The organism is Streptomyces sp. NPDC020875 (assembly GCF_040641415.1).
Lineage (GTDB): Bacteria > Actinomycetota > Actinomycetes > Streptomycetales > Streptomycetaceae > Streptomyces.
Window position 1 is genome coordinate 145,513 of record NZ_JBFADP010000003.1, and the last position, 19,782, is coordinate 165,294.

The window sequence follows — 19,782 nt, forward strand, 5'->3', positions numbered from 1 at the left end:
TTTGGACAGGCTTTGGGGTGTTCTTGACGGAGAGTTCCCGAGTGGGGGGCATTCGTCACACCCGGTGGAACTTGGCTGGAAATCGCTCCTGCTTGCCGTCAATTGCGATCGACTGAACGCGTTCGACGTTGATCCTTCCGAACGGGCCTTCCGGAGCGAGTCTTTCCGGGGCGGCCGTCGGCGGGCCTCCGCCCGGACGCGTCACGCCGCGCGTGACGGGTACGTGAAGTGCGTAAAGCAGGTAAAAGGGTGACGTCCGGGGTCCTCGTGATCCCCCGGAACCCGGCGAAGGGCCGGGGCGTCTTAGAGACCGTGAGCCGTGACGCCACCTGAGCAGTTTCCCCGGACAGGCCACCCGGACCGACCGTCGGGCGGTGGGGAAAACACGGATCGGCCCGCGCACGCGGGGGCGGTCCGGCTATAACGGGACACAGAAGCGTCAGGCACGCGTCCCTCATCAACGCGTTCGACGAAGCAGGGCCACGTCGGCCCCCGGGCGGCCAACTGCCGCGGGCCGACGGGGGGACGCCCCTGCCGGAGGCGGTCGAGGCCACCGGCACAGCAGGGCGGGAACGGCGCCGACCAGCCGACCCGAAGGTATGCACCAGTCGCGGAACATGCGGCAGTAAAGCGGTACATACCTAGCGCAGTACGGACGCACAGCGTGTATTCCTACGCACAGTGACAGAGCTGCACACATGGTGTGATGTGGACCTCGGCGTTCAACGGAAAGGAACGAGCGCATATGCGCGAGATCCTCGGAAGGCGACGCGGGCTCCGGTTGTGGCGCAAGAGGGGCCCGGTACCGCCTGCTCAGCTGGAAGCGGTGCTCACCTGCGCCGCATGGCAGTGGCCCGTGGTCCCGGGGGTGGGACCGGCCGCGGCCGGCGGTGACCGGGGGCGGGCCTGCGCCTGCCCCGACCCCGAGTGCGTCGTACCCGGCGCCCACCCCTTCGACCCCGGAATCCTGGCGGCCACCACGGATCAGCGCATGCTGAGCTGGTGGTGGTCGAACCGGCCCGCGGCACCGGTGGTGCTGGCGACCGGCGGCACCGCGCCCTGCGCGGTCAGTCTGCCGGCGCTCGCCGGAGCGGCGGCCCTGACCGAGCTGGACCGGATGGGCGTACGGCTCGGCCCCGTGGTGGCGACCTCGACCCGATGGTCGCTGCTGGTGGCTCCGTACAGCCTCGAACGGCTCGGTGAGCTGTTGTATGTGAAGGACCGGGTGCCCGGTTCCCTGCGGTTCCACGGGGACGGCGGCTATCTGGTGCTGCCCCCGTCGGAGACAGGTACGGGGCAGGTCCGCTGGGAGCGGGCGCCCCGCCCCGGGGCCGACGCGCCCTGGCTGCCGGATGTGGAGACCGTGGTCGACGCCCTGGTGGAGGCGAGCACGAACGCTCCGGACGGCGGCAGCCGACTGGCGTACTGAGTTCTCCGTTCGGGCGGGGGCGTGGGGCCGGGCGTCGATCCGGCGCCGCGGCCTCGCCCGAACGGGTAGCAGTACGCCGGAGTTGTCCGGGAATCGGGTGTACGGCTGGTTCCGTCACCGCGCGGCCCGGTTATGGTCGCCCCGGTCCAGCGGTTCCGCGCAGTCGGCAGGTGCCCATGAAACTCCGCACGGTCGCCATCGGTCTGGTCGTGGCGGTCGCCGGGCTGGTCTCCCCGGCCGCGGTCGCGGGCGAGGACGCTAATCCCGGCGCGAACCGTACGGTGCCGGGCGACCCCTCCGGCAGAACGGCCGGAAATCAACCCATCCATCGGTGGCTCACTCCGCCGAAGGCGGCGAACAAGGCCGGTCCGATTGTCGGAGTACCCCATTCCGCACCGGCCGGGGCCTGGATCGCCGGGATCATGAGGGTCCGCTGCGGGCCGGAACTCACCTCACCCCACGGTGTCGAAGCGCAGACATGTGTACTGACCGATGGCCGTACCACATGGGGGCGTACGTACTACCGGAATGCCACCGGCGCGGAATTGAACTCCGTACTGACTCTCATGGGTCCCGGGTGGCGAACCGTTCGGTTGAACTGCGCGGTGGAAGCGGGTGACGAGCCGAAGGTCTGCGAGACGCCGGCGATGACTTCCCGCGGTCTCACCGGCTATTCGGCGATCGCCGAGTTCGCGGCGGTGGAGCGGCCGGACGAGGCGTCCGGAGGGGGTGTCGGCGGAGCTTCGGACGATCCGGTCCGCGCGGCGGACGGGCCGCCGCTGCTGCTCCGTTCGGGCAGCGAGTCCGGCGGCAACTACCGTGACCCGGACGGGCGTTGAGGGAGCGGGGCCGGCGGCGGACGGAGGGCCGGAAGGAAGCGGAGCCTCCGGTACGACCCGGTCGGCGGGCCCGGTGCGACCGGGCGGACCGGGCCGGGCGGGCCCGGCTCCGAAACGACAGAGGCCCGATCGCTGGCGACGGGGGATGCACCAGCGACCGGGCTCTTAAGAACGGTAACAAGAGATCTGCGGTTCGCAAATTCGATCTCGGTTATTCGGACAGAAAATCGGCTGAGTGTGGCGGGAGTTGTGACTGGAGTCACCCGCTAATCCCGGCACCGTCCACCCGTGCCGACCACGGGTCCCGGGCCGGGGGCGGCCCGGGATTCCATCCGGGGTCGTGTTCCGGCCAGTTGCGCGTCGGCCGTAATAATTGGCGTGTTCAGCTCAGTGTGATCTGCCGATTGGTGAGACCGCCGCGCGCCCTGCGCTCCTCCGGGGTCAGCGGGGCGTCCGAGGCGAGCGCCCCGGCGAGCCGCTCGGCGAACGCGGCGGCGGGCTTCTCGCACTCCTCGGCACCCATCGCGGACGGCAGGTCCCAGACCGGAACGGTCAGACCGTGGGCCCGGAACGAGCCGACGAGCCGGGTGTCGTCGCCGAGGGACGAGGTGCCCGCCGCGTGCAGCCGGGCGAGGGCGTCGAGCAGCTTCTCCTCGGGGTGCGTCATCACCCAGCGGAGGTGGTTCTTCTCCGGGGTCTCGCACCAGTAGGCGGCGTCGACTCCGGAGAGCCTGACCGTGGGGATGGCCGCGGCGTTCGCCCGCTCCAGGGAAGCGGCGACGTCGGGCCCCGCGGACTCGGCCTCCGTCACCCAGAACTCGAACCCGGTGTGCACCACCGGCTCGAAGGGGGCGGCGGGGTCGAGCAGGTCCTGGAGCCGGGGGCCGTCGCCGGACGCGGCGCGCTCGGCGCCGACCGGGGTGCCGGGCTCCGCGGTCAGCGCGCGGGCGAGGGTGTCCGCGAGGTCGCGGCTCAGATCGCCGGACGCGGTGTCGTTCTGGAGGCCGAGGAGAACGGAGCCGTCGTCGCGGCGGAGCGCGGGCCAGGCCATCGGCAGTACGGTCGCCAGCGTCACGGACGGCACACCGTCGGGCAGCCCGTCCTTGAGCGTCAGCTCGACCGTCGAGGCCGGGACCAGCTCGCGCAGGGCGACCCAGTCGGCCTCGCCCGGCAGCCCGTCGAAGGGCCGCTGGACCAGCTCGGTGACGGCATGGGCGGCGGCCCGGCCGTGGCACGCCTTGTAGCGGCGGCCCGAACCGCACGGGCAGGGCTCCCGGGCGCCGACCACCGGTACGGGCTCATTGGCGCCGACGGTCCTGCTACGGCCCTGCGGCTGCTGCCTGGCGGACTTGGTCTGGGGGCGCTTCTTGGCCATGGTGGGGCTTCTCCCGTGGATACGGCGTGCGCGGTGCCCGTACGCAGCCCGGGTTGGTGCGCGGGCACATGACGCCTGATGGGTGGTGCTGTACGTGTTGTCGGTGCTGGCGCGAGCCTAGGCCATGCCGGGAAAGCGCCGTCCGGCCGACGGCACCGGGGCCCGCGATTCGCCGGGACGGCGGCGGTACGCGCGGTTCACCGGCCGGGCCACGAGACGTACGGGGGTCCGGTGGGACGTACGACCGCCCCGTGAGGCGTACGGCGGCTCCGAAACGCCCGCCCGCCCCGGGAAGGCGCCGTCCGTCCGGAAACCGCTCGGCGGCCCGGAAATCGGTCGGCCGGAAACGTACGGCGCCCGACGGCGCTCGGCGGTCCCGGCGGGACGGGCGGCGCCGTGAAGCGACAGGGGTGCGCGGGGGAGTCGTACGGCTGTCGGCGGTACGGGTCACCACGCCGCCCGGGGCCGTCCGATGACGGGATCATCGTGCTGCGGCCACGCCGCTCGGCCGTGACCCGGCGGCTCGTCGGCACGGTTCCCGGCGCGCCGGGAAGTCCTCCGCCGTGCCGGTGATCCGTGCCGGTGCCGTCGCCCGGGCCCGGGAACATGCCCCGCGCGAACGTCACTCGACGGCCCGCCCCGCCGGAACGCCGTACGGCGGGGCGCGCCGCTCCGAGGCGGCGTCTTCGGGCCGGTGCTCCGCTCAGGCGGTGTCGCGCGGCTCCCCGCCGGGAGCGCCACCGGGCCTTCGGTCGTACGCCGCGCCGTCATAGGCGACCCCGTCGTACGGCACGCCGTCGTACGGCTCCACGAAGCCGAACCCGCCGCCCGGGACACCGGTGGTGACGCGCGTAGCGAATGGATCGTGGCCGCTGCCTTCTGCCACCAGCGCCCATACGGTGACCTCGCCGGCCGGATGATCGCGTACGCCCCACTCCCGTGCGAGCGCCGTGATGATCTGGAGGCCGCGGCCCCCGCGCGCGGTCACCGATGGCGTCGACGGAACGGGCCTGGTCGGGCCGCCGCCGTCGGTCACCTCGACCGTCAGCCGCCCCGACCGGTCCACCCGCCAGGCAGCCCGGATGTCTCCGTCGCCCCGGTCGGCCAGGCCCAGCGGCCTGCCGTGCCGGAAGGCATTGCTCAGCAGCTCGGAAAGAATCAGCATCGCGTCGTCGATGACCGATTCGGGCACTTTGCTCATACGCAGCTGCTCACGCATGCGATGCCTCGCCTCACCCACGCCCGCAGGGCCATGGGGTACGGCCATGCTCGACGACGTGGGCACGTGTTGTGCCACCACCAACGCCACCCCCGAGACCTCCTTTGCCCCACGCCACCGTGTGAATGCCCCGATGGACTGAACCGGAAACCGAGGCCGGGTGGCCGGATGGGGGCACTACTGACCGGACAGTACGGTGCGAATGCGCCGGTGCACTCCCCGTAGTGAGTGCCATGTGCACCTATGACGGGTCGTTCCAGCCGTTATCGGGGCGCACCAGGGGGAAGCGGGCGGGAATGTGAAGGAGATGTGCAGAGTGATCTGTGGCGCGAGTTACACGGCTTTCGGCGTCCCGGCCGCCGCGTCCGCCGCCCGCCGGGCCGTCGCCGCCCCCGGCCGCCGGTGGTCCGCCCGTCGGCGCCCCGTCCGCCCGGGGTCTCTCCGCCGGGCCCGAGCCGTCTCCCGGGCCGGTGTCAGCCGGTGGTCCGGCCGAGCTGCTCCAGTACTTGTCGCGGCCGGTTGGTGATGATCGCCGCGACGCCGAGCCTGACGCACAGCTCCACATCCGCCGGATCGTCGACGGTCCACACATGGACCCGCTGTCCCGCCCGGTGAAGACGCTCTACGTGCTCCGGATGGTTGCGCACCATCCGGATCGAGGGCCCGGCGATCCGGGCGCCCGCGGGCAGCCGCCCCTCGCGCAGCCGGGGCCCGGCGAACTGCGTCAGATAGACCGTGGGCAGGGTCGGCGCCGCCGCCGCGACCCGGTGCAGCGACCGGGCCGAGAAGCTCATGACTCGTACGGGCGACTCGTCCGGCGCCGCGGGCGCGGCGAGCCCGAACCGGCCCAGGAGCTGGAGTAGCCGCTCCTCCACCTGGCCCGCCCAGCGCGTGGGGTGCTTGGTCTCGACGGCCAGCTCGATCCGCCGGCCCGAGTCGGCGACGAGTTCGAGCAGCCGCTCCAGGGTGAGGACGGAGGTGAGCGACGGATCGCCCCAGTCGGGGCTCTCGACGGAGTCCTCCCGGCCCTTCCAGGTGCCGAAGTCGAGGGCGGCGAGATCGGCCAGCTCCAGCGCCGAGACGGCGCCGCGCCCGTTGGAGGTCCGGTTCACCCGCCGGTCGTGGACGCAGACGAGATGCCCGTCGGCGGTGAGCCGTACATCGCATTCGAGTGCGTCGGCGCCGTCCTCGATCGCCTTCATATACGCGGCCAGCGTGTGTTCCGGGGCGTCCTCGGAGGCGCCTCGGTGGGCCACGACCTGGATGTTCTGCTGCCGTGCTGGGGTCACCGCGTCATGGTGCCACCGCGGCGGGCGGGGCGGGTGCGCGGGGCGCGGGAAGGCCCGCCGCGGCAGGTCCTCGTCCGCCTCCGCCATCGGCCCGTTTTGTCGCTTATAAAGGAATGGTGGAAGAGGCACAGCTCCCGCTTACCCTGCTCTGACGGGCCGTGGGAAATGCTGATCCGAGAACATTCGAGACACTTGCAGCGCGGACTTCGCGACCTGAGGAGATGAGCCGTGAGCACCGAGTACGAGGGCAACGAGGGCGCGGCGCGGCAGTCGGCGACCCCGTCCGCCCCGCCCGTACCCCCTGTGCCGCCCGTCGCTCCCGAGGGGCCGCCCCCGCCGCAGTCACCCGAGGCGCAGGGTCCCGCGCCCGCCGATTCCGTTTCTCCGCCGCCTCCGCCCCCTCCGGTGGAAGCCCCGTCGGTTCCCCCGGCGCCCGCCGCTCCGGTCGCGCCCCCGGCGTACACCCCGGCCGCCGCCCAGCCCCCGGCCGCCGCGCACACCCCGCCCGCCGCGCCGCCGCCTCCGCAGCAGCCGGGCGCGGGCACGGACACGGACACCGGCACCGGCACCGCCGCGTACCCGGCGGCCGACGGCGGCTGGGCGTCCCCGCCCCCTCCGGCCGCCGCGTCCACCGAGACCGCCGGGTTCGCCTCCCCGGCGCACGGCGGCGACGGCCCGGTCTGGGGCGCCCAGCCCCCGGCCGACGGCGCCAAGCCCCCGCGTAAGCGGGGAACCGCCCTGGTGACGGCGGTCCTGGTGGCGGCGCTGGTCGCGGGCGGCGTCGGCGGTGCCGCGGGCTACTGGGCGGCGTCCGAGCGGAACGAGGACAGCGCCTCCACGACGGTCACGTCGTCCGAGATCCCGAAGGACCTCAAGCGCGCCCCCGACACGGTCGCGGCGGTCGCCGCCAAGGCGCTGCCCAGCGTCGTGACCATCGAGGCGAAGTCGAGCGGCGGCGGCGACGGCCGCGGCGACCTCCCCGGCGGCTCCCAGGGCGGCGGCGGTACGGGTACCGGCTTCGTCTACGACCAGCAGGGCCACATCCTCACCAACAACCATGTGGTGGCCACCGCCGCCGAGGGCGGCACCCTGGCGGTGACGTTCTCCAACGGCCGGGAGTACGACGCGGAGGTCGTCGGCCGCGCGGAGGGCTACGACGTCGCCGTACTGAAGCTGAAGAGCCCCCCGGCCGGACTGACCCCGCTGCCCCTCGGCGACTCCGAGAAGGTCGCCGTCGGCGACTCCACGATCGCGATCGGCGCCCCCTTCGGCCTCTCCAACACGGTCACGACGGGCATCATCAGCGCCAAGAACCGTCCGGTGGCCTCCGGCGACGGCAGCGGAACCCGCGGCTCCTACATGAGCGCCCTGCAGACCGACGCCTCCATCAACCCCGGCAACTCGGGCGGCCCGCTGCTCGACTCCCGCGGCGCGGTGATCGGCATCAACTCCGCCATCCAGTCCACCGGCGGCACCCTGGGCCAGGCGGGCTCCATCGGCCTCGGCTTCGCCATCCCGATCAACCAGGCGAAGAACGTCGGCGACCAACTCATCAAGACCGGTAAGCCGGTCTACCCCGTCATCGGCGCCACGGTCGGCATGTCCGAGTCCACCGAGGGCGCCAAGATCGCCGACCGGGGCACCGACGGCACCCCGGCGGTCCCCCCGTCCGGCCCCGCCGCCAAGGCCGGTCTGAAGCCGGGCGACGTCATCACCAGCTTCGACGACAAGCCCATCGACAGCGGCCCGACCCTGATCAGCGAGATCTGGAACCACAAGCCGGGCGACAAGGTCACCCTGACCTACGAACGCGGCGGCAAGGAGTCCAAGGTCACCCTCACCCTCGGCTCCCGCACCGGCGACAGCTGACCCGCCCCGCCCACCCCGGAAGTCTGCTGCGACACCCTCCGGCGTCCCGGTACTCTGTAGGCCGCTCCGCGCCGGTCGCCGCGCGGACGGGGTGGGTTGCCCGAGCGGCCTAAGGGAACGGTCTTGAAAACCGTCGTGGCAGCGATGTCACCGTGGGTTCAAATCCCACACCCACCGCCAGGTGAGAGAAGTAGCAGGTCAGAAGGGGTGCCCCGGATCCGGGGCACCCCTTCTGTGTTCACCCTGTCTCACCCCGAACCGCTCTGTCCCACTGTCGACCAGCTTGCGTGGCCAACCTGTGGCCAACCGGTGGGCGGCATTCTCACTGGTCAGACCCCTCGGACAGGGCAGCATCGATCTTCTCGTTGGCCACGTTCTGTTGCCCCCGCAAGATCCGGGCGTAGAACCGGAAGAGGACGGCGACGCTGTGCCCGGCGCGCCGGGCGACCTCCACCGGGTCCACACCGGCCTTGATCCACAGAGAGACTCCCGCGCTTCGCAGCAGGCTCGGGACTTTTGCGAGAGGGGTTTCCAGCTCTGCCTCTGTCAGGACGTCGGTACGTGCTGACGCCCAGACGTCGCAGTACTCCGTAGAGCTGACCCGACCACCGTCAGCGCCCCGAAAGATCCTGCCGTCCGGTGCCACGCCGTACGCGGCGATATGGGCCCGGATCATCCGCACGAGGACAGGCGGGATGGGCACCGACCGGTACGCCTTGCGGGTCCGGTGCTTGAGCCCACGCTTCTCGTACGGCGTGCCGTCGTCGGTCCAGCCGCTCCCTACCTCGGGGCGACTCTCCTCCACGAGAACGACCCCCCACGCCTCTGCGTACGCGGGTGTGTCCGGCGGTAGGTCGAAGTCCCGGTCCTTCAGCGCAGCAGCCTCAGACGGGCGAGTGGAGGCGTAGTAGATGCAACCGAAGAACCCTTCCAAGTGCTGCCCGCGCGCACCTCGGCGCCGCACCGCTGCGATCAGGGACCGCGCCAGCGCAGGGTCCGGAACGTACCGGAAGTCGATTTCACCGTCAGCCTCCGGCGTCGACCAGTCCACCCGGTCCAACGGGTTGAACGGGAGCAGCCCCTTCTCCTCCACCGTGTACCGGAGGAAGTTGCTCAGGACCATGACCTTCCGCCGGGCGGTGTTCTCGGCCGCCTTCCGGCCGTTCAGGAGCCGTGACGTCGCCTCAAGCGCAGGTCGTAGAAGGTCTGGATTCTCCAGCTCACTGACGCGCATCGAGTGCGACGCCAGCCAGGCCAGAGCAGTACTGATCTCGGCGGGCGGTTCCTCCACGGTCGGCCGACCCACCAGCACGCCGCCGGGACCCTGAACGGCACGGAACGCCCACTGGTAGAGGGCGGTTCGCAGTGTTCGCGGGTCCGGGACGCCGCGCCGGGTCGTGACCAAGGTCGGAATGACGACCGCAAGCGCCTCGGCGATGCTGGCCCGGTGCTTGGCCGAGGAGCGTGGCCATTTCATCAGGGAGTACGCGCAAGCGTGTTCGTACCAGGTAGGCGACGTGATCTCCCGGAGCTCCGAGAGCGGTAGGCCCGTTGCTACATCGAACGGCTCACCTACCCTCGACGCGGTCAGGAGCTGGGCCCGTCGGGCGTCGGCGAGCGTCTTCGTGGCGAACGGTGCCTGGTGAACCTTGCCCGCCACCGTCCACCGGACCTGGAAGGGGGCGCTCTTACTCGCCCGGCGGCGGATGCCCCAGATACGGACGTTGTAACTCTTCACTGATCACCTCAAGGCGGAGGGGGCCGCGTCGGGGCGGCCCCCTCCTGTTGGAACGGACGGCTAGGTCAGGCGGCTGCTCGCTTCTCGCAGCGCTCCCACCACGCGTCCAGATCGGTCCGGCTGACCCGGAGCTGACCGTTCGGAAGCTTCTGGAGGGTGGGCGCATGTCCTCGGGCGCGAAGCCGATAGAAGGCAGCGCGGCTCATGTCGATCTCTTCGAGGACTTCGCGAAGCTTGAGCATCTTGGGACGGGCCACGGCGCGACTCCTTCGCTGCTGGCAGGTGGCTGATGTGTCCGAAGCTGGGATTTCTGCGTCACCGCGTCATCTGCGTCAATCAGGCTTCTGACCTGCGGTTTTCTGTGACGCAGAAGGGGGCGGGGTGCGTCACGGGTGACACAGGCCCGTGTCACGGGGTGACGCGGTGACGCAGGGGTGACGCAGGATTCCGGGGTCTGCGTCACGCCCCTTTCCGCAGGTCACCGGCCGTCTGTCGGGCACTTGTGACGTACGTGACGCAGCGTTCCCCTTCTTAGGAAAAAACGGGGGTGGTGTCTGTGGTGGTCCGCCCTGCTCAGGACATGAAGAAGGGGCCGCTTCGCGGCGCGACCCTTGCAGGGCGGCTGTCGCCGCCGGAGAAGCAAGAGGAGCACCGGGGCGCCGTGCTCCTCTTGCCTTTTCGGGACGGCGCGGTCAGAACGCAGGCTCCTGCTGGCCCGGTTCCGGGTCCGCCGGGCGGGTCATCTCGATGTAGCGGCCTTCCCGGGTGCGGCCCCAGTCGATGAGGACGCCCCGGGCCGCGAGGGTGGGCTGAAGGCGCTTGAGGCGGTCTGAGAGGACTTTGCCGGTGGTCGGCCACCCTTTAGGAAGGGGGCGGCATTCCTCGCCGCTGTAGAGGCCGGACAGGGCGTGCAGCCATTCCGAGGAAGTCATCCGGGCTTCCGCGCCCGGGGCGAACCCGGCGGCGTGCTTGAGGACCGTCTGCGCGAGCAAATCGCCCTCGATGACATCGTCGTTGAGGTCGTCCAGGCTGGCCCGGTAGGCGGGCAGTGATCCGAGCCCGGCGACCGCGTCGAGCTGGGCGCACAGGTGGGCAAAGTCCGCCATCCGCAGATCGGTGGGGGTGTCCGCCTCGGCGGCCCGCACCCGCACCGTCAGGTCGAGGAGCGAGCCCAGGACCACCGGCAGCACCTCCGCGTACTCCGCCCACAGCTCGGCTTCGGTCCGCCGGACCCGGGGTCGTACGAGGCGCAGGGGGAGGAGGCGTTCGGCGAGGTCGGGGCGGATGATGCCGACGTCGATACCGGTCAGCAGCATGGGGCGCCGGTAGCGGGAGCGGACTACGTCGCCGTCGGTGAACAGGGCGCGCTTGATGCTTTCGGCTCCGGTGACGATGCAGCACATCAGGTCGGACAGGTCCGGGGGCAGGTGGGAGAGGTTGTCGAGGGCGGTGACCCATCCGGCGGCGACGGCCGTGATCATGTTCTCTTCGTCCCTCGGGGCCCGGCGCAGGTCCCCGGTCATGCCCTCGATCACCCGGGTGAGCATCCGCCCGGCGGTCGACTTCCCGGCGCCCTGGGGGCCGGTGAGGAACGGGGCCGGAACAGGGACGGACGGTTCGAGGCAGCCGATGAGCCAGGCGATGGCCAGGCACTCGCTTGATGGCCCGGCGAAGTTGGTCAGCCGAAGGAGCAGGTCGATGCCCTTGCCGTCGGTGTCCCGGGCGGGGAGGGGGAGTTCGCCGGTGAGCTGGGTACGCCGCCAGCACACCTCTTGTGGGTCGGGGGTGAGGATGTCCCAGCCGGTGGGGTGGATGCGTACGGACTGGCCGTCGTCGCGGCCCAGGTCGAGCCAGGTCGCCCCGTCGAATCCGGGGGCGACGCGGATATGGGTGGGCTGCACGTCCTCGGTGAGCGCGAGTGCTTCGATCAAGTCGAGTGCCTCCTTCAAGGCCGTGCCGTTGAATACGCCGACCCCGTCACGGAAGAGGCCGACCATGAGTTCCTGACGGTGGCTCCCGGTCGTGCCCTGGGAGCGGATCGGCCGGGCGACCGGGTGGCCGTTGCGCTGGGCGTAGACCGTCCCGTCGACGGTGCGGAAGTACCGGAAGTGGGCCTGGGCGTAGTCGGTGATGATCTGCCGGGCCGGAGTCTTCTCGTCCTCGGACACGTCACACCCCCAGGGCGGTGCGGGCGTTGGCCCACGCGTCGGAGCAATGCCGCACGCTCTCGCCCTTGGCCCGCGCGGCGGTGAACAGCCGCCCCACGTGGCCATCGGTGAGGCATCCGCACCGGCCGTGCGCGGACAGCACGGCGAGGAACACGGAGTAGACGGTGTGGTGGATCGCGGCCTGAGCGGCGGTGATGCGCTGCTCAGCCATCGAGATACCCCGCTCCAGATAGACGGGGGAGCGGTGCGGGCACGCCCCGCCCCCGCCCGGCGCGGACACCGCGACCGGCCGCCGGACCGGGGCCGGTACAGGCGTCTCCCGGACCACCAGCGCCCGGACAGCGGCGGGCAGGGGCGCCATGGCGCCGACCCCGGGGCCGAGCCACCGGGCATAGGCCATGGAGCTTTTGATGTCGACGCCGGGCCGGACCGCGTTCGCGGACCGCATGGCGCCCCGGTAGATCCAGTGCTCACCGCGCGTCGTGGCCACGGTCCGGGTGGGGGGCAGGGTCTGGCGGGCCCAGGCGACGGCGGCCGGGTCGTCCAGGTCGAGGACGGTGACCCCGGCGCCGCCGGGGTGGTAGGCGACGGCGGTCGCGTGGTGCCAGTCAGCCGCCCACTGCGCGGAGGTGAGAGTCCGCGGGTCGGCCGTCGCGGCGGCCCAGCCGTGGCAGGGGAGCGGGCACGCGCACGGGCCCGGTACGCGCATGTGCGGACGCCCCCCGCACATCGTGTTCCGGCACGCGGAGCAGTTCGCCGGGGGCCGCTTCTCCCGCAACGGGAGCACGGGCACGCCCCGCCGGGCGAGGTCGAGGGCGACTTGTAGCAGGGACGGGCGGTCATGGGTCATGCTGGAGACCTCCAGTTCGTTGGGTCGGGCTGGGTGAGGGCGGCCCCGGACTTTGGCGAGAAGGGGGCCGCCCTCGTACGTCTTGGGTCAGTCGGTGAGGCGGATGACGGCGGCGGTGGCGTCGTCGCGGTACCCGTCGGCGTCGCCCTCGGCGGCGGCCACGATCAGTTCGGCGAGCCTCTGCGGGTCGTCGCCGTACTCCCGCGTCAGGGTTTCCATGGCGGCGTGGGTGGTCTGACCGTGGGCGCCATCGCTGGTGAGGACGATGAGCCGGTCGTAGATCTGGCACATGGGCACGGTCGCGATAGAGCAGTGGGCGAGCTGGGAGCGGGCATAGTCGTCCAGCACCCGGGCGCCCGCCTCTGTCGGCACGGTTTCGTCGGGGTGGTCGTCGCGGTGGAGGGTGACGCCGGTGCCGCCCCAGCGGCGAAGCCAGGTGCCCATCGTCTGGTCCGTCGACCGCTGGACAAGGTGTTCGCCGTTCCAGCCATAGATCCGAGCGTCGCCGGTCCACGCGATCAGCGACGTGCCGGTTTCTTCGTTGGTGACCGCAGATGCGGCGACACCGTCGTCTACCTGATCGGTGAGGGGTCCGGCGGCCATTTCAGCGGCGGCGAGGATGCCGAGCAGCGGCCCGCGCCGGGCGCCGACACGGGCGATGACCTCGGCGGCGATGGTCGAGAACCGAACGACAGCGGGTGTGTTGCCGATGCCGTCCACGACGGTCGCGGCGACCATCGGCGAGCCAGGCAGTCGGTGCACGGCGGTGGCGTCGGCGTTGTAGCTGCGGGTGCCCCGGCGGGACGCGGTCGCGGTGGTGATGATCACGAGTCTCCTGTCTAGAGCGCGGGGATGGCCGCGATCACCGCGGCGGCCATTTCGTTGATGGGCTGGGCGGCGCCGGTGGAGGCGAGGAAGAACCCGAACCCGGCGGCGGCGAACGCGGCCCCGGGGGTGAGGCTTCCGGAGCGGAGGAGGAAGTAGAGGACGAGCCCGAAGAGGGCGACGAGGGAGACGGTCACGGCCATGGGCGGGTGTCCCGTTCCTTTCTGGTTGGTCCGTGCGGGGTTATCGGGTTCCGGCGCGGTAGGTGCGTGCGAGCCGGTTGTAGAGCCAGCGGCCGACGCGGATCCGGCGGCCGGTGGCCTGGCAGCGGCGGCACGCCTTACCGGGCCGGGGGCGTCCCCGGCGGTCGGTGCGGATGGTGCAGCCCGCGCCGTGGCAGCGTCGGCAGGTCCCGAACGGCGCGGCGGCACACAGCCCGGCGTAACAGAAAGTGATAGCGATGGTGGTGGCGATAGCGAGCAGGGTAGGGGTCACGAAGGGGCCCTCCCGGGCGGTCTCGAAGGGTTTCCGCAGGTGGGCCGCTAGCCGCTAGCAGCCTGATCAGGCCGGGTTTGAGGTGCTAGCGGGGGCGCTAACGTTAGCGGGGGCCGGTGCTAGCGTTAGCGCCCCCGGGCGGTCATCCCGCAGCCCGGTTTCCGTCACGCTCCGCGATCGCAGTGGTGATGTGGGAACGGGTGATACCGCGCCGGTTGACGACCTTGCCGTCCACCCGGCGGCCGACCTGGACGGTGCTGATGCCGTGGGGCTTGAGGGCGGCGGCGAGCGCGTCGGGCTCCCAGCCGTCGTAGACCTCGGGCCGCAGTTCGGCGAGCTTGGCAACCACGGTCTCCGACCACGCCTTCGCCTCCGTGGCGGGGACGACGGCGACGATGTCGGCGAGGAGGTCGTACGCGGGTCCGGTCACGGTCTCGGGCTCCTCGCCCAGGGCGTGGCCGGTGAGGAGCCCGGCCTTGGTCCGGGCGAGACGGGCGCGGGCAGCGATGGCCTCGGCGCCGGGAGCATCCACGTAGACGGAGGCGACGATCCGGGCATCCGCTCCTTCGCCGACGAAGTAGTGAATGCCCTTGTCACCCCAGGCGAACATCGTCGCCCGAACCCCGCGCTTGTAGGACGAGGTGCCGAGGACCATGTCGTTCTCGACCTGTCCCATCACCTTCAGGCACCAACGGGCCCCGGCGTTCGCGGAAATCCCGGTCGGGAGCGACTTCGCGTCGGGGCGCTGGGTCGCGAGCAGGAGCACGATGCCGGTGGCGGGACCGCGCTTGACCAAGTCGGTCGCGATCTCCTCCAGCTCCTTGCCGTGCTCAGGATGCTCGAACAGCACCTGGCACTCATCGACCCCGATCACGATCGGATGCAGCCCGAGCGACCGCTTGTCCGCCAGCGCGGACGTCACCTTCGACTCCGGGCAGATGTCCCGGGGCAGGGACCGGATCACCTTCGTCCGGCGCCGCAGTTCCTCCCGCAGCGCGCGGAAGTCGGCGAGGACGTAGGCGAGGGAGTCGTCGTCGTCCCCGGCGGCGTGCCGGTGGGAGACCGCGTGCCCGACGGGGTCTAGGTCGCCGGTGCCCTTCATGTCGTAGGTGTGGAGTTCGGCCCTCGGGTCGAGGGCGGCGATCAGGAGCAGCAGACGCAGGAGGAACGTCTTGCCCATACGGGGGATCGCGCCGATCACCCCGGCGATGTACATGAGCGTGAGTTCCACCCACCGTCCGCGCTGGTCGGTGCCGTAGGCGACGGGCTTGAACAGATCCACGGAACCGGTCTTGGCCAGCGGCCACGCGGGCTTCTTCGCCTTCGTCAGGTCCTGGTCCCCCACCCACAGCACCAGACGGCCGGTGTGCTCGTCCGGTACCGCCTCCGGCCACACACAGCCCAGCGGGCGCCGCAGACCAGAGGCGAGCCGTTCGCGGCGCTCGATGATGTCGGTGACCGTCACCCCGAAAGGAAGGTTCCCCTCGGCACGCCAGCCGGGCCCGTCACGGGTGATCGGGGCGGTGAACTCGAACCCGTCCCGCCCCTTGCCCTGCGCCTGGTTGATCGCCGGGATCCCCAGCGCACCCAGCGCGCGGAGCACGATGTCCGATGTGAGCTTCATGGCCTTGGGGACGTCGACCGCCCGGTGCACGACCGGGTCGTCCGCCCGCCGCCCGGCCGCCCCCAGAGCGAGGAGCACCGCGCCGACGGACACGGCTTGCAGCCAGCCCGGCGCCAGCACGTAGATCGCAAGCGCCACGGCAAGGCCGGTGAACGCGGCCAGCGCGGCAACCAGGGTCCGCAGCCGTACCCGGTCGTCACGCTGCTGGGACAGCCGCAGGTACTCCACCGCGTCCTCACGCCGTACCGACGCCTGCCGGACCGGCTCACCCTCCCAGTCAGCCACCCACCGCACCACACCCCCGGTGAACCGCGCCGCACCGACCGGGGCCCGCAGCCCCAGCCGCGCCGCGTACACCGGAGCCCGCAGCGCGTGATACCCGACCATGTGGGCGTAGTGACGCGCCACCCACCCGCACGCGGTCCGCAGCTCCGCCGACGACCGCAGCCACGGCGGGACGACCGCCCGCCGACGCGCCCCCGCCAGACGGCCCAGATACCCCGGGCCCGCAGCCGCGGGAACCGGCTGGTCCACCAGAACTACACCCGGACCCGTGCCGCCGTCGTCACCGGTGGCGGCCGGACCGCCCTCGGCAGGGGCAGGCTCGCGGGCGGCACGGGCCTTGCCCAGGTCCACCACCTCAGCCCCGCCGGTCGGTCCCGCGTCCGGATACTGGCCGGACTCCCGCTCCTCGTCCATGCTGAACACGTCTCCTTCCCCCACCCGGCTCGCCGGGTGGCGGTCACAAGGGGGTGAAAGGGCCCGGGGCGGCCGGTCGCCTGGCAGTGGACGGCCGCCCCGGGGCATAGCTAGCTGCGCCGACCGCGCCCCCCCTCGCGGGCACGGGCGCCATCGAGGATCCGGTCCACGCGCCGCTCAAGGTCGCCCTGGTAGACCCGGCCGCCGTAGACGCGGTCGTCGGCCAGACCCCGCTTCGCCATCCGGGCGGTCAGCCACGCGATCTTCGCGATCTCTCCGGCCGTCAGACGCGGAGTGCCGCCGCTGGTGTCTCGTTGGTTCGCCATCTGGGATCCCCATTCCGGGGCCGGGTCTGTCCCGGCTCCCCGCCCCCGCCCGGCCACGTCGAGGACGCGGCCGGGCGGGGACAGGCAACCGACAGCTCACGGCTTGCGGGCGCGGGCGATGTTCTTCGCGGCGGCTGTACCGTCGGGCCCGCCGATCGACTTGATCGCGGTAGCAAGTCCCCAGGTCACGCAGACGATGACGAGGGCGACCACGGCCAGCGAGACCGCCATGGAGGTGATCGCGGCGACCAGCAGCGGGCCGAAATAGACGCTCGCGCCGACGGCCCCGGCGCCCACCCCGCCACCGAGGGCGACGCGCTGAAGGGTCCGGTCCGGCGGAGCCTGGTGAACGTGGACGACCTGAGGCACCGGGGTGGCGCCGTGCGGCTGGTGGGGGGTGGGGAGGGTGCCGGGGGGTGCGTATCCGTAGGTGCCGTCCGGGAGACGGACCACCACCGGATGCACCCCGCCGGGGGTGGGCTCGGGCAGATGGGTCATGGCGGACTCCTTGCGGGCCGCTCAGACAGCGGCCCGGGTCTCGTCGTGGCAGGTCACGCACGTGCCAAGCGACGCCGGGATGACGTATCCGGCGTCGCGGCAGCACTGCGGGCAGGTGCGGCGGGCGAGCATCGCCGCCGCGAGAGCGGCGTGCCTGCCGGGGGTCATCGGCCGGACCGGGCGGGCCCGGTCGACCCGGTAGAGGTAGGCGGTCAGCGGCCCCCGCCCGCGACGCGGGCGCAGAACTTGGGCTGCGACCGGTTGGCCGCCGGGCCGGAGCCCGGCGGCGCGGAGCTGACGACGGGTCGCCAGACCATCGGGGGCGAGGCGCCACGGGTAGGTGGGGATGCCGTGGCGGGCGCCGGCGGGGTCGTAGCAGCGGCCGGGGCCGGGGCTCACGGCTCAGCTCGCTTTCGGCTTGCGCCTGCGTCGGCCGATGCGGTCGGTGGCGCCGTCTTCGGGGCGGCGGCCGGAGCGCGCCCACTGGCCGGGGGCCTGCCCGGCAGAGGACGCGGGGCCGGGGTCCGGCCGGGTGATCTCCCACCGGCGCGAGGTCTTGTCACGCCACATGCCCATGGGTACCTCCCCCGGTCCGGTCGGTGCGGATCGTGTCGCGCAGACGGCGGGCCGTGGCCGGGGAGATGTGAAGCTCCCGGCGGATGCCCTCGGCGGTCAGCCGGTCGTCGGGCCAGTCGGCGGTCAGCGTCCGGGCCTCGGCCAGAAGCTGATCGGGGGTGCGGCGGGGACGGGCCGTGCGGGCCGCGTCCGGGACCCGGCCGGTCACCGCGCGCGGGCGGCGGCCGTCGGCCCCGATCGCCCGTCGGCCCGACCCGGACGCCACGGCCGGGGCCTTGACGATCGGCGCCGATTTGGTGGCCGTGGGGTCGATCGGATCGGGCACCGTGATGCGGTCGATCCGAACCACCACCGGGCTCGATCCGGGCAGGTCAGAGGTAGACCGTTTCGTAGGATCTTGGGTCGATTCCTCCGCATTCGCGGGGTCGATCGGCTGGGCCGTGTCGGCGGCCGGGGTCGGCCCCGTGATGACGGGAGCCTCCATCGTCGCGCCGAACATCGCGGCCAGCGCGGCATCGGCGCCGCCGATGATCCGGGTCCGCTGGACGTCGACCAGTCGGCCGCCCAGGGAGACGTCACCGGCGCCGATCCGGCGGGCGAGCCGCCACGACGCCCGGTCCGACCGGCGCCGGACCGACGCGGAGGGGTGGGACGCGGCACGGGCCCGGTGGTAGGCAAGGGCCCGTACGGTCGCAGCGTCCCGGGCTTCAGACTCGGCGTCGCGGCCGTCGGTGTGGACGACGATCCGGCGGGCGAGGAACGCCATGCCCTCCGCCGAGATGGTCATGCCCATCGGGGTGATGGCGTAGATGACGGTCCGGGCCCCGTCCGGGGCGGCCATCGCCGACATCAGCGACGCGGCGGCGGGCAGCGCCCACAGACCGGCCCGCACCACGGCGGGCGAAGACTGCCCCAGCAGCGTCAGCCCCAGCAACACCAGAGCCAGCACCGCCGTCGCGCCCTCACCGGCCGCCACCGCACCGAGCGCCGTACCCGGCCCGTACGCGGCGGCGATGTTGCTGTAGGTGCCGTACCCGCCCGCGACACCGGTCGCCAGCATCGGCACGAACGCGAGCGCGAGAACGGCCTTCTGTGTGCGGGTCAGGGACCGGCGAGCCGTCGGGGCACTCACGACCCACCGCCGATCAGGCGGACGTCGAGGGTGCCCGTCAGCCAGATGGAGCGGGTGTCCTCCCCCGGCGCCTCCGTCCACTCCCACACCGCGCCGTCGACCGGCGCGAAGCCGAGCGCGGCAAGGGCGGCGGACCGCTCCTCGTGCGTCGGGAGCTTCCGACCGAACTCGTGTACCGGCCAGTCCTTCGAGGGGCTGTCCGAGGCGATGTACACCTCCCACGCCCCCCAGGGGGTGTGGGACATCCGGGCCCGGTACCTCACGCCGCACCCCCCGCCCACCCCGGCGTACCGGGGCGGTTCGTCAGGGCCGCGCGGGCCGCCATCACCCGGCGCCGGGCCCGCCGGATCCGGCGGTCGTCCAGCTCGGACGGGACCCGGTCCAGGACCGCGATCCGAACATCCAGCTCATCGACCTCGGCCAGGATCAGCGGCATCTCCCGCTCGATCTCGTCCAGCTCAGCCGCCGTCGGCTCCAGCCACGGCGCGAACGCCGTAACCGCCCCGGCGACCGTCAGGTCAGGGACAATGCCCATGGGTCGTTCTTCTCCTTCCGGTGAAACGGCCCGAACCGAGGTCCCGGAGTTGCACCTCCGGGACCTCACGCCGTTGGAGCGGACTCTCAGCTCCCCCCACCCCGCCCGTACGACCCAGAGGGCCGTACGGGCGGGAAGAGGCAACCGGCCGCCCAGCCGGGCGGCGATGGTCGAGAAGCGGCTTTCACCCGGCTCCGTTGCGGCGGAGTACGGGTCCCGAGATGCCGGATACGGGTGCGTCATCGTCGCTGCTCTGACGCCAGCAGGGCGGCCGTGTGCCAGATGGCACCCGAGGG

20 protein-coding genes and 1 tRNA gene are annotated in these 19,782 nt (G+C 72.2%); 4 read left to right on the plus strand and 17 right to left on the minus strand.

Going from position 1 to position 19,782, the window contains the following annotated elements:
* Positions 1-745 precede the first annotated feature (745 nt).
* Positions 746-1,429, plus strand: coding sequence for a bifunctional DNA primase/polymerase (locus tag AB0G74_RS02965; protein WP_361139818.1), 684 nt, complete (start codon positions 746-748; stop codon positions 1,427-1,429).
* A 176-nt stretch (positions 1,430-1,605) separates the two neighbouring features.
* Positions 1,606-2,268 carry a hypothetical protein gene (locus AB0G74_RS02970; RefSeq protein WP_361139821.1) on the plus strand — a complete coding sequence of 221 codons (663 nt, stop codon included), beginning with the start codon at positions 1,606-1,608 and terminating at the stop codon, positions 2,266-2,268.
* 382 nt (positions 2,269-2,650) lie between these two features.
* Here AB0G74_RS02970 and AB0G74_RS02975 read toward each other — a convergent pair whose 3' ends face one another.
* The 3 genes from AB0G74_RS02975 to AB0G74_RS02985 form a co-directional block, all read right to left on the minus strand.
* Complete coding sequence (locus AB0G74_RS02975) at positions 2,651-3,643, minus strand: DUF5926 family protein (RefSeq protein ID WP_361139824.1); 993 nt, start codon at positions 3,641-3,643, stop codon at positions 2,651-2,653.
* A 703-nt stretch (positions 3,644-4,346) separates the two neighbouring features.
* Complete coding sequence (locus tag AB0G74_RS02980; RefSeq protein ID WP_361139827.1) at positions 4,347-4,952, minus strand: ATP-binding protein; 606 nt, start codon at positions 4,950-4,952, stop codon at positions 4,347-4,349.
* Positions 4,953-5,335: 383 nt separating this feature from the next.
* The gene (locus AB0G74_RS02985) at positions 5,336-6,151 is read right to left on the minus strand and encodes a glycerophosphodiester phosphodiesterase (protein WP_361139830.1); all 816 of its coding nucleotides are present in this window, start codon (positions 6,149-6,151) and stop codon (positions 5,336-5,338) included.
* Between the two features lie 228 nt (positions 6,152-6,379).
* On the opposite strand from AB0G74_RS02985, the gene AB0G74_RS02990 reads away from it, so the two are divergent.
* Both AB0G74_RS02990 and AB0G74_RS02995 read left to right on the plus strand, forming a co-directional pair.
* The gene (locus AB0G74_RS02990) at positions 6,380-8,020 is read left to right on the plus strand and encodes a trypsin-like peptidase domain-containing protein (RefSeq protein ID WP_361139832.1); all 1,641 of its coding nucleotides are present in this window, start codon (positions 6,380-6,382) and stop codon (positions 8,018-8,020) included.
* Between the two features lie 90 nt (positions 8,021-8,110).
* Positions 8,111-8,200: transfer RNA gene (locus AB0G74_RS02995), tRNA-Ser, on the plus strand.
* Positions 8,201-8,342: 142 nt separating this feature from the next.
* Here the strand turns inward: AB0G74_RS02995 and AB0G74_RS03000 are convergent.
* The 14 genes from AB0G74_RS03000 to AB0G74_RS03065 all read right to left on the minus strand — a co-directional run bounded on the left by AB0G74_RS03000 (position 8,343) and on the right by AB0G74_RS03065 (position 19,480).
* Positions 8,343-9,758 carry a site-specific integrase gene (locus tag AB0G74_RS03000; RefSeq protein WP_361139835.1) on the minus strand — a complete coding sequence of 472 codons (1,416 nt, stop codon included), beginning with the start codon at positions 9,756-9,758 and terminating at the stop codon, positions 8,343-8,345.
* A gap of 65 nt (positions 9,759-9,823) precedes the next feature.
* Complete coding sequence (locus AB0G74_RS03005; RefSeq protein WP_361139837.1) at positions 9,824-10,015, minus strand: helix-turn-helix domain-containing protein; 192 nt, start codon at positions 10,013-10,015, stop codon at positions 9,824-9,826.
* Between the two features lie 435 nt (positions 10,016-10,450).
* Positions 10,451-11,926 (minus strand): ATP-binding protein, encoded by a 1,476-nt coding sequence (locus AB0G74_RS03010; RefSeq protein ID WP_361139840.1) that lies wholly within the window; start codon positions 11,924-11,926, stop codon positions 10,451-10,453.
* Position 11,927: 1 nt separating this feature from the next.
* Positions 11,928-12,776, minus strand: a complete 849-nt coding sequence (locus AB0G74_RS03015; RefSeq protein ID WP_361139843.1) for a bifunctional DNA primase/polymerase — start codon at positions 12,774-12,776, stop codon at positions 11,928-11,930.
* 87 nt (positions 12,777-12,863) lie between these two features.
* Positions 12,864-13,604, minus strand: coding sequence for a PP2C family serine/threonine-protein phosphatase (locus AB0G74_RS03020; RefSeq protein WP_361139846.1), 741 nt, complete (start codon positions 13,602-13,604; stop codon positions 12,864-12,866).
* Between the two features lie 11 nt (positions 13,605-13,615).
* Entirely contained in the window at positions 13,616-13,804 is a 189-nt protein-coding gene (locus AB0G74_RS03025; RefSeq protein ID WP_361139849.1) for a hypothetical protein, read from the minus strand.
* 40 nt (positions 13,805-13,844) lie between these two features.
* Entirely contained in the window at positions 13,845-14,096 is a 252-nt protein-coding gene (locus AB0G74_RS03030) for a hypothetical protein (RefSeq protein ID WP_361139852.1), read from the minus strand.
* 142 nt (positions 14,097-14,238) lie between these two features.
* Entirely contained in the window at positions 14,239-16,419 is a 2,181-nt protein-coding gene (locus AB0G74_RS03035) for a cell division protein FtsK (RefSeq protein ID WP_361139987.1), read from the minus strand.
* Between the two features lie 110 nt (positions 16,420-16,529).
* Complete coding sequence (locus AB0G74_RS03040; protein WP_361139854.1) at positions 16,530-16,745, minus strand: DUF6257 family protein; 216 nt, start codon at positions 16,743-16,745, stop codon at positions 16,530-16,532.
* Between the two features lie 96 nt (positions 16,746-16,841).
* On the minus strand, positions 16,842-17,243 hold the full coding sequence (locus AB0G74_RS03045; RefSeq protein ID WP_361139857.1) for a DUF6251 family protein: 402 nt from the start codon (positions 17,241-17,243) through the stop codon (positions 16,842-16,844).
* A 21-nt stretch (positions 17,244-17,264) separates the two neighbouring features.
* On the minus strand, positions 17,265-17,642 hold the full coding sequence (locus tag AB0G74_RS03050; RefSeq protein WP_361139860.1) for an RRQRL motif-containing zinc-binding protein: 378 nt from the start codon (positions 17,640-17,642) through the stop codon (positions 17,265-17,267).
* A gap of 160 nt (positions 17,643-17,802) precedes the next feature.
* Positions 17,803-18,879, minus strand: coding sequence for a conjugal transfer protein (locus AB0G74_RS03055; protein ID WP_361139990.1), 1,077 nt, complete (start codon positions 18,877-18,879; stop codon positions 17,803-17,805).
* Between the two features lie 68 nt (positions 18,880-18,947).
* Positions 18,948-19,196 carry a DUF6303 family protein gene (locus AB0G74_RS03060; protein WP_361139863.1) on the minus strand — a complete coding sequence of 83 codons (249 nt, stop codon included), beginning with the start codon at positions 19,194-19,196 and terminating at the stop codon, positions 18,948-18,950.
* A 14-nt stretch (positions 19,197-19,210) separates the two neighbouring features.
* On the minus strand, positions 19,211-19,480 hold the full coding sequence (locus tag AB0G74_RS03065; protein ID WP_361139992.1) for a DUF6284 family protein: 270 nt from the start codon (positions 19,478-19,480) through the stop codon (positions 19,211-19,213).
* Positions 19,481-19,782: the final 302 nt, after the last annotated feature.

Coding starts and splice junctions, on each gene's coding strand:
- AB0G74_RS03040 (WP_361139854.1), bottom strand. CDS start 16,745: ATGGCGAACCAACGAGACACCAGCGGCGGCACTCCGCGTCTGACGGCC.
- AB0G74_RS03015 (WP_361139843.1), bottom strand. CDS start 12,776: ATGACCCATGACCGCCCGTCCCTGCTACAAGTCGCCCTCGACCTCGCC.
- AB0G74_RS03045 (WP_361139857.1), bottom strand. CDS start 17,243: ATGACCCATCTGCCCGAGCCCACCCCCGGCGGGGTGCATCCGGTGGTG.
- AB0G74_RS02970 (WP_361139821.1), top strand. CDS start 1,606: ATGAAACTCCGCACGGTCGCCATCGGTCTGGTCGTGGCGGTCGCCGGG.
- AB0G74_RS02965 (WP_361139818.1), top strand. CDS start 746: ATGCGCGAGATCCTCGGAAGGCGACGCGGGCTCCGGTTGTGGCGCAAG.
- AB0G74_RS03025 (WP_361139849.1), bottom strand. CDS start 13,804: ATGGCCGTGACCGTCTCCCTCGTCGCCCTCTTCGGGCTCGTCCTCTAC.
- AB0G74_RS03035 (WP_361139987.1), bottom strand. CDS start 16,419: ATGGACGAGGAGCGGGAGTCCGGCCAGTATCCGGACGCGGGACCGACC.
- AB0G74_RS03055 (WP_361139990.1), bottom strand. CDS start 18,879: ATGCTGGCGACCGGTGTCGCGGGCGGGTACGGCACCTACAGCAACATC.
- AB0G74_RS03060 (WP_361139863.1), bottom strand. CDS start 19,196: ATGTCCCACACCCCCTGGGGGGCGTGGGAGGTGTACATCGCCTCGGAC.
- AB0G74_RS02975 (WP_361139824.1), bottom strand. CDS start 3,643: ATGGCCAAGAAGCGCCCCCAGACCAAGTCCGCCAGGCAGCAGCCGCAG.